Origin of the sequence: Streptomyces chrestomyceticus JCM 4735, assembly GCF_003865135.1 — a bacterium.
GTDB lineage: Bacteria > Actinomycetota > Actinomycetes > Streptomycetales > Streptomycetaceae > Streptomyces > Streptomyces chrestomyceticus.
Map to the genome: position 1 here is coordinate 7,932,527 of NZ_BHZC01000001.1, position 13,375 is coordinate 7,945,901.

Here is a 13,375-nt window from a genome sequence, read left to right on the forward strand (position 1 = left end):
CTCACACGGCCCGTTCGGCGTCGTCGGTCGTACGGTCGTCGGTCAGGCAGCCCCAGTCGGCGGTCGTGCCGTCCTCCGCCGCCTCGACCAGGGCGAGATGGGTCATGAACGTGCCGGGCGTGGCGCCGTGCCAGTGCCACTCGCCCGGAGCGGTCCACACCGTGTCCCCGGCCCTGATCTCCTCGACCGGGCCGCCCCTGCGCTGCACCAGGCCGACGCCCTCGGTGACGTGCAGAACCTGACCGTGCGGATGGCGGTGCCAGGCGGTGCGGGCGCCCGGTGCGAAGTGGACGCTGAACAGGCGGAGCCGGGACGGCGCGGGCGGTGCCGCGAGTTCGTCGAGCCAGACGGTGCCGGTGAAATGTTCGGCGGGCCCGGCCTGGCTGCCGGGACGGGTGCGGGTGATCTCCATGGCGGTGACGCCTTTCCGGTACGGATGCGCGGTGCTGCGGTGACGGCGTCTCAGGCGGTGGGCGCCGCGCCGGTGGTGCGGGCCGTGAGCAGGGACAGTACGCCGCGCACGGCGGTGTCGAAGGGGGCGGGCGACTCGGCGGCGCGGGCCAGCACGTAGCCGCCCTGCACGGTGGCGACGACGGCGGCCGCGGTCTCTTCCGGGTCCAGCTCCGCGTCGAACTCGCCGCGCTCGCACCCCTCGCGGAGGATCCCGGCGATCCGGCCGCGCAGCCAGTCGAGCGTCTCGAAGACGGGCTGCCGCAGCGCCGGGTCGGCGATGACGTCCGGGTCCATGGTCAGCCGGCCCACCGGGCAGCCGCGCAGCACGTCGCGCTCGCGCAGCAGGTAGGCCCGCACCCGGTCGCAGGCGCTGCCCTCTCCGGAGAGGGCGGTGTCGGCGGTGGCCCGCATGACCTCGGCGGTGCGCCGGATGGCGGCGAGCGCGAGGTCGGACTTGCCCGCGAAGTGGTGGTACATGCTGCCCTGCCCGACACCGGCGCGCCGCAGGATCGCCTTCGGGCTGGTGCCGGTGAAGCCGCGCTCCCAGAGGAGCTCCCTGGTGCTCTCGACGAGCCGTTCGGAAGTGGTCATGGCGCGACTGTACATACCAGTAGTTACAGAGATCAACTCCGGGCGTGCGGCGCGGTTGTTCCCGGTCGGAGCACCTGATTCCGCATCACGTACTTCCCGAGCCGTACGCACGGTGCCGTCAGCCGTACGACGACCGGCGGCCCCCGGCGGGCCAGGCTCGGAAGGGCGAACCCCACAGGCCCGCGCAGGCGCACGCAGACGCGCCGGGGCGGCGCCCGACGACAAGGAGCTGATCTGTCATGTACGAGCTGGCGCACCCGTGGACCGGCGGCGGCCCCGGCCCTTGGTTCCTGCTCTTCCCGCTGTTCTGGGCGGCCGTCGTGTTCGGGGTGGTCACCCTGCTGCGGCGCACCGTGTGGCGCGGCAGGCGGCAGCCGTTCGGCGGCCTCCGGGGCGGTGCCGGTCCCGCGTCGGCAGGCCGTACCGACCCGTCGCCCGTCGACCTGCTCGCCCGGCGCTTCGCGACCGGGGAGATCGACGAGGACGAGTACTGGCGCCGGCTCTCCGTCCTGGACGAGCGGTTCGGCACCGGCCCGAAGGGCGGGGCGGCGTGAGCGCCCGTGGGCAGGCGCCGTCGGCGCTCCACGCCGCGCGCCCGTAGGCGTGCACGCCGTCGGCCCGCCCGGCCCTTCAACCGACTCCGGCGCCCCGCACCCGTGGGCGGGTGTCCATCGCGGTGCGCAGGGGCGGTTCGGCCGGAGTGAGCGCCGGTTCGCGCGCTGCCGTGCCCCGGGCGCACGACGAGCGCCCCACCGACGTACGGCGTACCGCTTCCTCCGGTGCGAGCGAGAGCGCGGGGAGCGTGAACCAGACGACCTTGCCGCCGCCCTCCGGGCGCACTCCCCAGCTCTCGCTCAGCGCGTCGATCAGCGACAGTCCGCGGCCCTCGGTGTCGAGGGTCCCGGCCGTCCGCACCCGGGGCAGTCGCGGGTCCAGATCGCGTACCGACACCGTGAGCTGGTCCAGGAGGACGAGCAGTTCGACGGTGCACTGTTTGCTGGGCACGGCGTGCTGGTGCACATTGGCCAGCAGTTCGGTCACGCCGAGCGCCGCCGGGTCTATCAAGGCGTCGAGACGCCAGTACCGGAGCTGTGCCGATACGATCCTGCGCACCTGGCCGATCCGGGCCGGAAGGGCCTGGAGCTCCACCGTGCAGTGTCTGCTGGGCTGCCTGATCACGACCGCGACTCCCTGATGAGGTCGGGCGCCCTCGTACGACGGGGGCGAAGATCGGATCCAGCGATGTCCGCACTTCCACCACAGTGTCACCGCTGGTGAACCCTCAGTGATACGAGTCCAGGGTCGTCCCACCAGTGCGCTCCCGCAACCGCACCGTCCCCCGAGAGACCCTGTCAAGCGCGAGCGGAGCGTGCCGCGCGTACGGCCTCCAGGAAGCGGTCCGGGGTGCCCAGCGTCAGCGAGTAACGGTGTCCGTTCAGCGTCGCCAGTGCCCGGTCACGGGCCGCGAACAGGGGTTTGTGTGCCTGCACGGCCTGCACCGGCGCGCTGTCTATCTCGGTGCCGTAACTCGTCAGCAGGGCCAGCCTGCCGTCCTTGATCACGACCTGGCCCGCCCGGGTGAGCGACCGGAGCAGCCATTTCTCTATGCGTACCCCGGTCGCGTTGAACTCGGGCTCCGCCATGGCGATCACCTCCTCAGCACGACGGGCGTGCGCTCTCCACCCGCCCCCTCGGTGCGCAGTCTGCCTGCGTCGTGCCGTGTGCACCAGTACCCCTTGGCCAAAGCTCGCCCGCAGTCCGGTCCCAGGTGGTGCTTGGGGTTGCTCAAAGGGTTGTTTATGCAGGTGAGAAGCGTGTGGCAGGTGGTTATAGTCGGAACCGGCCCGGCGTTCCGCGCGGGCTCCGTACGACGTCGGGGAGCGCGCCATGAGCACCGCACAGTCACCACACCACCCCGTCGGCCGGGTGCCCGGAGGCGGCTGTCCGATGCCGACCGTGGACGTCGACCGCAGCGATCCGGACTACCGGAGCTGGCTCAAGGAGGCCGTCCGCAAGGTGCAGGCGGACGCCAACCGGACGGCCGACACCCATGTGCTGCGCTTCCCGCTGCCGGAGCAGTGGGGCATCGACCTGTACCTGAAGGACGAGTCGACCCACCCCACCGGCAGCCTCAAGCACCGGCTGGCCCGTTCGCTGTTCCTCTACGGGCTCTGCAACGGCTGGATCCGGCCCGGCAAGCCCGTCATCGAGTCCTCCAGCGGCTCCACCGCGGTCTCCGAGGCGTACTTCGCGAGCCTGATCGGGGTGCCTTTCATCGCGGTGATGCCCGCCACCACCAGCCGGGAGAAGACCCGGCTGATCGAGTTCCACGGCGGCACCTGCCACCTCGTGGACGACCCGCGGACCGTCTACGCGGTCTCCGCCGAACTCGCCGCCGAGTCCGGCGGCCACTACATGGATCAGTTCACCTACGCCGAACGGGCGACGGACTGGCGGGGCAACAACAACATCGCCGAGTCGATCTACCAGCAGTTGCGCCTGGAGCGGTACCCGGAACCCGCCTGGATCGTCGCCACGGCCGGTACCGGCGGCACCTCGGCGACCATCGCCCGCTACGTGCACTACATGCAGTACGACACCCGCATCTGCGTGCCCGACCCGGAGAACTCCTGCTTCTTCGACGGCTGGCGCACCGGCGACGCGGAGACGGACTGCGCCACCGCCTCCCGCATCGAGGGCATCGGGCGGCCGCGCATGGAGCCCAGCTTCGTGCCCGGCGCCATCGACCGGATGATGAAGGTCCCGGACGCGGCGAGCGTGGCGGCCGTACGGGCCCTGGAGCGGGCCATCGGCCGCAAGGCGGGCGGCTCGACGGGCACCGGCCTGTGGAGCGCGCTGAAGATCGTCGCGGAGATGGTCGCCGCGGGGCGTACGGGCTCGGTCGTCACCCTGCTCTGTGACCCGGGCGATCGCTACCTGGACAAGTACTACTCGGACAGTTGGCTGGAGGAGCAGGGCCTGGACATCGCGCCGTACGCGGCGACGATCGAGAACTTCCTGGAGACCGGAAGCTGGCCGGCCTGAGCCACCGCCCCGGCCCCCGGCCCCTCAGAGGTCCGTGCCGTCGCCCGGTTCGCCCGCGACGACCAGTTCCGGCGGCAGTTCCGCGATCTCCGTACGGGCCTGCGCCGACAGACCGCGGTCGGTCACCAGGACGTCCACGTCCTCCAGCGCGGCGAAGGAACTGAGGCCCACCGTGCCCCACTTGGTGTGGTCGGCCACCACCACGACCCGGCGGGCGGAGCGGACGAAGTGGCGGTTGGTCTCCGCCTCGGCCAGGTTGGGCGTGGACAGTCCGGCCTCCACCGATATGCCGTGCACCCCGAGGAAGAGCACGTCGAAGTGGAGGGAGCGGATCGCGGCGTCCGCCACCGGGCCCACCAGGGTGTCCGAGGGGGTACGGACGCCGCCGGTCAGCACCACGGTCGCCGCGCCCGCGCGGGGTGACTGGCTGCCGCCGGCCGCCGCCCGCTGCGCGTTGTAGAACACGTCGGCGACCCGTACCGAGTTGGTGACGACCGTCAGGTCCGGCACCTCCAGCAGTTGCTGGGCCAGCGCGAACGCGGTGGTGCCGCCCGCCAGGGCGACGGCGCCGCCCGGCGCCGCCATCCGGGCCGCCGCCTTGGCGATGTCCTCCTTGGCGCTCAGCTCCAGCCCCGACTTCGCCTCGAAGCCCGGCTCGTGGCTGCTCGGCTCGCTGACCGGGACCGCGCCGCCGTGCACCTTCTCCACCATGCCCTGCCGGGCGAGGGCGTCCAGGTCGCGCCGGACCGTCATGTCCGACACGTTGAGCCTGCGGGTCAGCTCGTTCACGCGGACGCCGCCGCGCCGTCTGACCTCGTCGAGGATCAGAGCGCGCCGCTGCTCCGCGAGCAGGTTCTGATTGTCGCTCACCCCGGCCTGTCCCTTCCGCCCGGCTGCCGTTGCGCACACATCCTCGCACGCGGCACCTGGGGCATCCGCCCCGCCGGGGTGGGGTGTGCGTCCGCGGAACCGGGAAGAAGGCAGGCGCGAGGCAGGTGTCCGGAGCCGCGGGCGCTCGTTGAGCATGACATGACAGTGGAAGGCGCCGCCGGGTACCGTGCGGCGCCGACCGGCACGTACGGCATCGGGGGACAGACCAGTGGACAGCGCGAGCAGCACGCACCGAACGGCTCCGGACCGTCCGGACGCCGCACCGGAAGGACCGGGCACCGGCCCGGACGGGGACGGTCCGGACACGGCCCCGGACGGTCACACACCGGGCACCGCCCCACCCGGCGACCGGCAACTCGCCCTGGAGCTGCTGGTGCACGGCGTCGGCGGCACGACCCCGGAGCGGATGCTCGGCGACCCGCGCACCGTCCTGATCACCGGCGACGACACGGCCGCCGTGTACCGCAGGGCCGTCGACGCCGACGCCGAACAGCGCCCTGACGACTACCGCGCCGAACCGATCCGCGAGGCGTACTGCTGGTGCAACCTCACCTCCGGCAACGGAGCCCGCGCCCTGTGGCTGATCCTGCTCCCCTTCATGGTCGCCAACCTCGCCCACTGGATGCGCCCCGCCGCCCCCGCGCACCACCGGGGCCACCGCGTGTACGACATCCTCGTCCGCCTCCTCGCCCTCAGCCTCACCGTCCTGCTGGTCGCCGCGGCCTGCGAGGTGGCCCTGGACCTGACGGCCTGGCAGTGCGCGGGCAGCGCCGCCTGCGCGGCCGGCAAGTCCTGGATGGGCTTCATGAGCCCCGAGCAGGGCGGCACCTGGAGCGGCCCCGGCCGCCGCGTCGTGATCGCCGCCCTGATGCCACTGCTGCTCGTCGGCTTCCTGTGGTGGCTCTCCCGCCGTACGTGGAGCGCGTACGAGTCCGCCTCGCCGCCGCCGCGCCGCCCCGGCACCTCCCGTGACGTCCCGCCCGCCCAGCGCCCCGCGCTGACCCGCCGCGGCTTCTGGTACGGCCGCCGGGTGGTGGCCCGGCTGCGCGCCGCGCACACCGCGGCCGGACTGCTGACCATCGCCGTCGCGCTGCTCGTGACCGGGCTGGACTTCGACCGGCGTACGGGGCACGGCGGGACGCTCTCCGCCCTCGGCCGGGTGCTGCTCGCGCTGGTCCTGCTGCTGGTGGCGCTCACCGTCTGGATCGTCTGCCGCACCGCGCGCTGCGAGGCCGAACCGGACGAGCACCACGACCGCTTCGTGGTCAAGGTGCTGCCGTTCGCCGCGCTCGTCGCCCTCGTCCTGTCCGCCGTCCACACGGCCTGGTCCCGGCCCGGCTGGGTCAGCGGCGACCGGCTGCCCGGCAGCGGCGCCTTCGGCGGCATCGCCGTCCTCCAGGGCCTGCTGGTCCTCGGCCTCCTCGTCACCGCGGGCTTCCTGCAGAACGCCGCACGGCGCCACGGACACGGCGACGGACGCGCCGCGCTGAAAGGATTCCACGGCGCGGCCGTCGCCCTGCTGGGCTGCGCTCTGGGCGGCGTGCTGACCGGGGGAGCGGCCCAGCGGCTGGCGGACTGGATGGACGGCGGCGCGACCCCCGGGCAGCCGGGCGCCCCGATCGCCGGGCCGGCCGTCGTCCTGTCCTGGCAGGCGTCGGTGCTGCCGGTGCTCCTGGTGGTCGTCGCGGCCTTCGCCGTCCTGGCCGGGGTCCAGATGTTCGTGGTGCGCCGCAAGGTGGAACCGGACATCCCGGGCCTGTACGACAAGCAGGAGCGGCCCGACGAGCAGCGGGTGCGCCGGATCGCGGGAACCATCGCGCGGGCCGGACTCACCGACTCCGCCCCGGTCCTGCTCGGCGCGGTCTGCCTGGTCACGCTGGTGCTGGGCGCGGGCGCGGTGGCCGGCGCCTGGCTCACCGACCGGGCGCCGGGACGCGCCACGGAGCAGGCGCCACTGCTGGTGCACACCGCCGCGGCGACGGCGGAGTCGCTCGGCTCCTGGCTGATGGGCGCCGGTGTCCTGCTGCTCGCCGTCATGGGCTGGCGGGCCTACCGCGACCGCTCCACCCGCCGTACGGTCGGCATCCTGTGGGACGTCGGCACGTTCTGGCCGCGCGCGGCGCACCCCTTCGCGCCGCCCTGCTACGCCGAGCGCGCCGTCCCCGACCTGACGTGGCGGATGGCCACCTGGACCGAGAACAACGACGGCCGCCTGGTCATCTCCGGCCACTCCCAGGGCAGTGTGCTGGCGGCCGCGGCCGTCTGGCAGCTCGACCTGGTCACCCGCAGCCGGGTCGCGCTGCTGACGTACGGGTCGCCGCTGGAGCGCCTGTACGGGCGGTGGTTCCCCGCCTGCTTCGGGCCGGAGGCGCTGACCGGGCTGCACCGGGAGATGGACGACTGGCGCAACCTGTGGCGGCTGACCGACCCCATCGGCGGTCCGGTGCGGCTCACCTGCGAGGACGGCCCGGACATCGACCTCGGCCCGCTGCGCGATCCCCTCGCCTTCGGGCGGACCCTCCAGCATCCGCTGCCCGCGCAGATCCTGGGGCACGGCGACTACCAGTCCGACCCGGTGTTCGAGGAGACCCGCGCCGTACTGATCGCCCGACTCGGAGCGGGGGTACCGCGTCAGCGCGAGACCAACGGGACGGGCGGCGGCTGCTGACGGCCCGTCAGGGCAGGTCGGGCAGATCCTCCGCGTACAGCAGCGTGAGGTCGTCGGTGTCCGGGTCGGTCAGCAGGGCGACCCGGCCCGCATGCCGCTCGACCATCGACTCGAACGTCTGCCGGGCGGTCCGCCCGTTGCCGAACGAAGGGCCCTTGGGGAGCGCGGTGAAGTACTTCAGCAGTGCCTCGCCCGCCCCCTCGGCCAGCCGGTACTCATGCTCCTCGCCCTGCTGCTCGACGATCCGCAGCAGATCCTCCGGCGCGTAGTCGCCGAAGGTGATGGTCCGTGAGAAACGGGACGCCACGCCCGGGTTGACGGCGAGGAAGCGCTCCATCTCGGCCGTGTACCCGGCCACGATCACCACCACCGCCTCCCGGTGGTCCTCCATCAGCTTCACCAGCGTGTCGATCGCCTCGCGCCCGAAGTCCCGCCCGGAGTCCTCCGGCGAGAGCGCGTACGCCTCGTCGATGAAGAGCACCCCGCCGCGCGCCCGGTCGAACGCCTCCTGCGTACGGATCGCCGTGGACCCGATGTGCTCGCCGACCAGGTCCACCCGGGACACCTCCACCAGGTGCCCGCGCTCCAGCACGTCCAGCGAGGCCAGGATCTCGCCGTAGAGCCGCGCCACCGTGGTCTTGCCGGTGCCGGGGGAGCCGGTGAAGACCAGATGGCGGCGGACGGAGGCGGCCTTGAGGCCGGCCTCCTGCCGCCGGCGCCCCACCTCGATCATGTTGATCAGGCTGCGCACCTCGCGCTTGACGCTCTCCAGGCCGACCAGCTTGTCCAGTTCGCCGAGCACCTCCTCGGAGGGCCGGCTGCCCGGGGAAGCCCCGGCGGGCTCCGGCGCGGGCGGCGCCGGCAGGACGGTCTGCGCCGGTACGGCGCCGAGCAGCCCGGCCGTCCGCGTCACCGGCGCGCCCGCGGGCGCCCGCAACGCCGGGGCCGGGACCGCCGTTTCCCCGGCCGCCCGGCTCTCGTCGCTGGTGCAGTCCTGTACGGACGGCCCGCCCGTGTACCCCTCGCCCTGCGCGGCGGCGCTGTCCGCGAACTCGTACCCGCCGCGCGCGCACCGCTCGGTGCGGCAGTGCGTCAGCGTCGTACGGCAGCCGTCGATGATGTGGAACCCGTACCCGGAACTTCCGGTCACCCGGCAGCCGTTGAACGTACCGCGGCCCTCCGCCGACACGTAGAAACCCGCCTCGGCCGGGGAGCTGACCACACAGCGCTCGACGGTGGGGTCGGCGCCCTTGGTCACGATCACGCCGGTCTGCGCCGCGTCGATGGTGCAGTTGGCGAGGGTGCCGCCGCTGCCGTGGTCGCGGAACCACGCGCCGGTCGCCGCCTCCCGGATGCGGCAGTCGTCGAGCTGCACGGTCGCGCCGTCGCTCACCGACACCGCCGTGTTGCGCACCTGGGCCAGGTCGGAGTCCACCACGTCCGCGCGCGAGCCCCGGTCCAGGACGAACAGCGCGTCCGGCACGTCGTGCACCCGCGTCGAGTCCAGGACGGCGGTGGCGCCGTCGCTGACCCACACCGCCGGGTAGTCGCCCGTACTGTCGTGGATCTCGCACTGATTGGCGTCCACCCGGGTGCCCGGGTCCCACACGGACAGCCCGTTGCGGCCGAAGCGCCGCACCATGCTGCGGGTCAGCGTCAGCACCGACCGGGACCGCAGGTCCACGGCGTTCTCCGGGATGTCGTGGATGTCGCAGTCGGCGAGCGTGAGCACCGCGTCGGTGTCCAGGGTGATGCCGTCGGCCGAGGTCCGGTGCACCGAGCAGTCGGTCAACTGGCCGCTCGCCCGCGAGGCCACCTGCACACCCGCACCCTTGATCTCGTACAGCTCGCAGCCGAACGCCTCCACGCCGCTGCCCTCGCCGTCCACCGACAGGCCCGCGCCGGAGGCGTTCCGCACCCGGCAGTTCTCCAGCCGCGGATGCGCGCCGCCGCGCACCGTGATCCCGGACTGCCCGGCGGCCACCACCTCGCACTCCTCGAAGATCCCGCCGGCCCCGTCCAGCACGCTGATGCCCACACCGCCCGGATTGTCGACCGTGCAGCGGCGTACTGTCGGACGCGCACCGCCGCGCACCTCGATGCCGGACGCCGACCGCGTCACCACCCGCAGCCCGTCCAGCTCCGGCGCGCCGTCCTCCACCAGGATCGCGGGCGCCGTCGAGTCCTGCCCCTCCACCTGGAGGTCCTGGACCGTCGCCGAGGCCCGTACGGTCAGCGCGACACCGTCGGCGGGCGCGATCCGCACCGACCCGCGCGCGCCCTCGGGACCGCGCAGCGTCACCGCGCGCAGCAGCACGAGGTTCTCGCGGTACGTGCCGGCACCCACGGTCAGTACGTCGCCGTCCCCCGCGGCTTCCAGGGCCGCGGCCAGCGAGCTGTATTCACCCGTGCGGCGCCGCCACCGCGATGTGCCCGTGTGCGTCACCTGGACCGAGCCCTGTGCCATGGCGCTGTCGTGCCCCCACCTCGTGCGGCTGTTACCGGCCCGGCAGTTGTACGTCCGCGTATGTCCGCGTACGTGTGCCCGGGACCCCAGCCGGGAGGCTGGCCGCTCCACCGTAGCGCGCCCGGCGGGCGCCGGATGACATGGTCAGCCTGTATGTGCGGGAGTTCGCCGACGGGGCCCGCGACCCCACCGTACGGGCATCCGGCAGCCTTTTCCGGCACCGGTCCGCGGCCCCTTCCGCGGCCTGCGGCCCCTGGTCAGCTTCCCGCTCCGGCCCGTCCCCAGTCCTGGCCCGCGCGCTCCCACTCCCGGTCCCAGCGCCGGTAACGGCCGTTCAGCATCCGGCGTGTCACCAGCCCCCGGCCGCCCGCGGCCACGGCTCCCGTGCAGGCCGCCGCGCCGAGCCCCGCCAGCACCGCATGGGCCCGCGCCGTGCTCGCGTCCATCGGCCGCGTCACCACCCGGCCCCGCGGGTCGGTCCAGATACGGAACCGCTCGCCCGCCCGTACGGCACCCGGCGCGGCGACCGGGCCGCTGTGCTCGCTGCCGTCCGGCGCGGTCCAGCGGGCCTCCACCCGGCGGTGCATCTCCCGGCCCGCGACGGCCTCGGGGTCGGCGGCCGCGGAAGCGCGCGAAGCGGCCCGGCTCGGCGTCGCCCAGACCTGGTGCCGCTGCTGCGCCTGGGCCCGCACGGACCGCTGCAACGCGTCGTGGGCGGCGCTGTCCGCGGTGAGACCCACGAAGCCGCCGCCCAGCACGATGACCAGGAAGGCGGCCAGCGCCACCCACGCCTCCAGGAGGTCGGTCGTCCGGCGCAGCGGGTTGCGCCGCCAGCGCCACAGCCCCGCGATGACTCGTACCACGTCGTGCCCCCTCTCCCTGCCCGCAGGTACCTCGTCCGGCGCGCGTCATGCACGGACGGGGCGAACGGAGAGCGCAATCACCGGCGGCCGGGTGCCGGGGGCGGGCGCGGACGGGGCGCCGAAGCGGGTACGGCACCGGGCCCGCAGGGGGCTCCCTCACCTGCGGGGCGCGCACCGTATCGCCGCGTGCGCGGCCTTCAGCCGTACCCGGCGGCGGCCGACACTGTATCCCTGCGTGAGGGAGGCCCCGCGATGGATCACCGACAGGTCGGCCGGCTCATGAACACCGAGGTCGTCAGGGCCCGGCGCACCACGTCGTTCCGGGAAGTCGTCAATCTGCTGAGCCGGCACCGCAAGACGGGGCTGCCCGTCGTCGACGCCGACGACAAGGTCGTGGGCGTCATCTCCGAGACGGACCTGATGTACCGCCAGGCCGCCCAGGACATCCTGCAGAACCGCTGGTACAACCGGCGCCGGCTGACCGGCCGCGCCCGCGCGGCCCGGGCCAGGAAGCGCGGCCTGCGGGCGGGCGAGCTGATGACCTCGCCGCCGGTCACGATCGGCCCGCACCAGACTGTCGCCGAGGCCGCCCGGCTGATGGTGACCGGGAAGCTGGACCGGCTGCCGGTCGTCGACGCGGAGGGCCGGCTGTGCGGGCTGGTGACCCGCAGCGACCTGCTGAAGGTCTTCCTGCGCCCGGACGAGGAGATCCGCGAGGAACTGATCACCGAGGTGCTGGTGCGCACCCTCGGCCTCAAGCCCGGTGCGCTCGGGGTGACCGTACGGGCGGGTGTGGTCACGCTGTCGGGGCGGCTGGGGCGCAGCAGCGAGGTGCCGGTGGCGCTGCGGCTGGCGGGGCGGATCGACGGGGTGGTCGCGGTGGTGGACGAGCTGGAGTACGAGCACGACGACGCCGCCGAACAGCACGGTGAGCAGATCGTGCGCGACCGGGCGCAGGAGTGGCTGCGGGCCCCGGAGGAAGGGGCGCGCTGAGGCGGCGGGGCGGGAGGAAGGGCGGGACCGGGGTACGGGCGGGGCCGGCTGGGTCTGCTCGCCGGCCCGCCCGCGCGCCTCACCGCACCCGTACCGCCAGGGTGACCTCGGCCCCCGCGCACCGGACGCCTCCATGTCGCCGGGCCGGACCGCGAACCGGTCCGCCACCAGGCGCGCGAGCCACAGCCCGCGCCCGTGGTGCGCTCCGTCGAGCCCCGGCAGCAGCTCCGGAATCACGGTTTCGCTGAAGCCGGGGCCCGAGTCGCTGATACGGCACTCCAGTTCGTCACCGATGCGCCGCAGCACCAGCCGGCCCGAGCCGCCCGCGTGTTCCACGGCGTTGCCCGCGATCTCGTCCACGGCCAGCACGAACTCCCCGCGCCGCGGCTCCGCCAGGCCCTCCCGCAGGGCACACTCCTCCACCAGCAGCCGCAACTGCGGCAGCAGCCGCGCGGTGAAGCGGCGCCGCAGCAGACAGGTGGCGGTCCTCATGTCGACCGGCCCGTCCTCGGACGTGGCCGGGTCCGGGGTCAGCACGGCCGTATCACCTCCGTCATGGCCAGCCGGGGCACCGAGCCCGCGCCGAGCCGGTGCAGCGTGCGGGCCTGTACGCGGTCGCAGCGGACCTCGACCCGGTCGTGACCGGTGGCCCGGCCGGCCAGCGTGAGCAGGGCGGTGGCGCAGCCCACCGACAGCAGGTGCAGCCGGGTCAGGTCGACGGTGAGCCGGCGGGCGCCGGCGCTGCCGGACAGCGCCAGCTCCAGCGCGGTGCTGAAGGGCCGACGGGCGGTGGTGTCCGCGTCGCCGATGAAGTGCACACTGCCGTCCCCGCCGCGCACCGACCGCAGGCTGCCGAGCCGTTCCAGGAGGCTGCGCGGATGGGCCCGGTCCATCGCGTGCAGCACCTCGCGGCTGAACCAGCGGCGGTCGTAGGCGCAGATCTCGCTGTACGGACGGCCGTCGAACAGCGCGTCCGCGTGCGTCTCCCGGTGCATCATCACCCGCACGTCGGCATTCAAATCGGGCACCCACCGCATGTCGATGAAGGCCCGCAGGCCGGTGAACCCCTCGGCGGCCGCCCGCGCCGTCTCCGAGCGCAGCCGCCCGAGCTGCCGCTCGGGCGTGAACCGGAGGTCCGGGCGGATCAGCCCGCGCATGCTGCTCAGCACCAACTGCCCCCGTTCGCGGGCCGTCACGGTGCTGCGGCCGGTGAAGTCGAGCCGGGCCAGCACCTCGGCCTCCGGGAGCCACGGGTCCGGGAAGAGCACGACCTTCTCGCCGCGGGCGAGTCCGAGCCGTACGAAGGCGGTCATGACCTCCCAGCGCACCTCGTCGTCGTCGTAGCTCACAAAGGCGTGGTCCCCGGGACGCATGTGCTGCACCGGAATGAGATGGTCTCCGGGC

At 73.8% G+C, this 13,375-nt stretch carries 12 protein-coding genes and 1 pseudogene; 4 read left to right on the top strand and 9 right to left on the bottom strand.

What is annotated here, in order from left to right; all coding sequences use genetic code 11:
• Nucleotide 1: 1 nt before the first annotated feature.
• Together EJG53_RS34865 and EJG53_RS34870 are read right to left on the bottom strand one after the other, a co-directional pair.
• On the bottom strand, nt 2–412 hold the full coding sequence (locus tag EJG53_RS34865) for a (R)-mandelonitrile lyase (protein ID WP_125048247.1): 411 nt from the start codon (nt 410–412) through the stop codon (nt 2–4).
• 50 nt (nt 413–462) lie between these two features.
• Nucleotides 463–1,044 carry a TetR/AcrR family transcriptional regulator gene (locus tag EJG53_RS34870; RefSeq protein WP_244955466.1) on the bottom strand — a complete coding sequence of 194 codons (582 nt, stop codon included), beginning with the start codon at nt 1,042–1,044 and terminating at the stop codon, nt 463–465.
• 239 nt (nt 1,045–1,283) lie between these two features.
• Here EJG53_RS34870 and EJG53_RS34875 point away from each other — a divergent pair, with 239 nt between their 5' ends.
• A complete protein-coding gene (locus tag EJG53_RS34875; RefSeq protein WP_125048248.1) occupies nt 1,284–1,598 on the top strand; it encodes an SHOCT domain-containing protein in 315 nt (104 codons plus the stop codon).
• A gap of 76 nt (nt 1,599–1,674) precedes the next feature.
• On the opposite strand, the gene EJG53_RS34880 is transcribed toward EJG53_RS34875, so the two are convergent.
• Both EJG53_RS34880 and EJG53_RS34885 read right to left on the bottom strand, forming a co-directional pair.
• Nucleotides 1,675–2,223, bottom strand: a complete 549-nt coding sequence (locus tag EJG53_RS34880; RefSeq protein ID WP_125048249.1) for an ATP-binding protein — start codon at nt 2,221–2,223, stop codon at nt 1,675–1,677.
• A 173-nt stretch (nt 2,224–2,396) separates the two neighbouring features.
• Nucleotides 2,397–2,687 (bottom strand): hypothetical protein, encoded by a 291-nt coding sequence (locus EJG53_RS34885; protein ID WP_031006382.1) that lies wholly within the window; start codon nt 2,685–2,687, stop codon nt 2,397–2,399.
• A 304-nt stretch (nt 2,688–2,991) separates the two neighbouring features.
• Here EJG53_RS34885 and EJG53_RS34890 point away from each other — a divergent pair, with 304 nt between their 5' ends.
• Nucleotides 2,992–4,089 (top strand): PLP-dependent cysteine synthase family protein, encoded by a 1,098-nt coding sequence (locus EJG53_RS34890; RefSeq protein ID WP_125049792.1) that lies wholly within the window; start codon nt 2,992–2,994, stop codon nt 4,087–4,089.
• A gap of 24 nt (nt 4,090–4,113) precedes the next feature.
• Here EJG53_RS34890 and EJG53_RS34895 read toward each other — a convergent pair whose 3' ends face one another.
• The gene (locus tag EJG53_RS34895; RefSeq protein ID WP_125048250.1) at nt 4,114–4,959 is read right to left on the bottom strand and encodes a DeoR/GlpR family DNA-binding transcription regulator; all 846 of its coding nucleotides are present in this window, start codon (nt 4,957–4,959) and stop codon (nt 4,114–4,116) included.
• Nucleotides 4,960–5,188: 229 nt separating this feature from the next.
• On the opposite strand from EJG53_RS34895, the gene EJG53_RS34900 reads away from it, so the two are divergent.
• Nucleotides 5,189–7,648, top strand: coding sequence for a hypothetical protein (locus tag EJG53_RS34900; RefSeq protein ID WP_174856500.1), 2,460 nt, complete (start codon nt 5,189–5,191; stop codon nt 7,646–7,648).
• A 7-nt stretch (nt 7,649–7,655) separates the two neighbouring features.
• Here EJG53_RS34900 and EJG53_RS34905 read toward each other — a convergent pair whose 3' ends face one another.
• Both EJG53_RS34905 and EJG53_RS34910 read right to left on the bottom strand, forming a co-directional pair.
• Entirely contained in the window at nt 7,656–10,115 is a 2,460-nt protein-coding gene (locus tag EJG53_RS34905; protein ID WP_125048251.1) for a right-handed parallel beta-helix repeat-containing protein, read from the bottom strand.
• Between the two features lie 257 nt (nt 10,116–10,372).
• On the bottom strand, nt 10,373–10,978 hold the full coding sequence (locus EJG53_RS34910; RefSeq protein ID WP_244955467.1) for an Rv1733c family protein: 606 nt from the start codon (nt 10,976–10,978) through the stop codon (nt 10,373–10,375).
• A gap of 252 nt (nt 10,979–11,230) precedes the next feature.
• On the opposite strand from EJG53_RS34910, the gene EJG53_RS34915 reads away from it, so the two are divergent.
• The gene (locus EJG53_RS34915) at nt 11,231–11,971 is read left to right on the top strand and encodes a CBS domain-containing protein (protein WP_125048252.1); all 741 of its coding nucleotides are present in this window, start codon (nt 11,231–11,233) and stop codon (nt 11,969–11,971) included.
• A 201-nt stretch (nt 11,972–12,172) separates the two neighbouring features.
• Here EJG53_RS34915 and EJG53_RS34920 read toward each other — a convergent pair.
• Nucleotides 12,173–12,463 (bottom strand): annotated as a pseudogene (locus tag EJG53_RS34920) (ATP-binding protein); the annotation flags it as partial.
• A 38-nt stretch (nt 12,464–12,501) separates the two neighbouring features.
• On the bottom strand, nt 12,502–13,344 hold the full coding sequence (locus tag EJG53_RS34925) for an MEDS domain-containing protein (RefSeq protein WP_244955468.1): 843 nt from the start codon (nt 13,342–13,344) through the stop codon (nt 12,502–12,504).
• Nucleotides 13,345–13,375 lie beyond the last annotated feature (31 nt).

Bases quoted from the DNA above. Each gene is read 5' to 3' on its own strand.
- EJG53_RS34865 (WP_125048247.1), bottom strand. From the start codon at position 412: ATGGAGATCACCCGCACCCGTCCCGGCAGCCAGGCCGGGCCCGCCGAA.
- EJG53_RS34870 (WP_244955466.1), bottom strand. From the start codon at position 1,044: ATGACCACTTCCGAACGGCTCGTCGAGAGCACCAGGGAGCTCCTCTGG.
- EJG53_RS34875 (WP_125048248.1), top strand. From the start codon at position 1,284: ATGTACGAGCTGGCGCACCCGTGGACCGGCGGCGGCCCCGGCCCTTGG.
- EJG53_RS34885 (WP_031006382.1), bottom strand. From the start codon at position 2,687: ATGGCGGAGCCCGAGTTCAACGCGACCGGGGTACGCATAGAGAAATGG.
- EJG53_RS34890 (WP_125049792.1), top strand. From the start codon at position 2,992: ATGCCGACCGTGGACGTCGACCGCAGCGATCCGGACTACCGGAGCTGG.
- EJG53_RS34905 (WP_125048251.1), bottom strand. From the start codon at position 10,115: ATGGCACAGGGCTCGGTCCAGGTGACGCACACGGGCACATCGCGGTGG.
- EJG53_RS34915 (WP_125048252.1), top strand. From the start codon at position 11,231: ATGGATCACCGACAGGTCGGCCGGCTCATGAACACCGAGGTCGTCAGG.
- EJG53_RS34925 (WP_244955468.1), bottom strand. From the start codon at position 13,344: ATGCGTCCCGGGGACCACGCCTTTGTGAGCTACGACGACGACGAGGTG.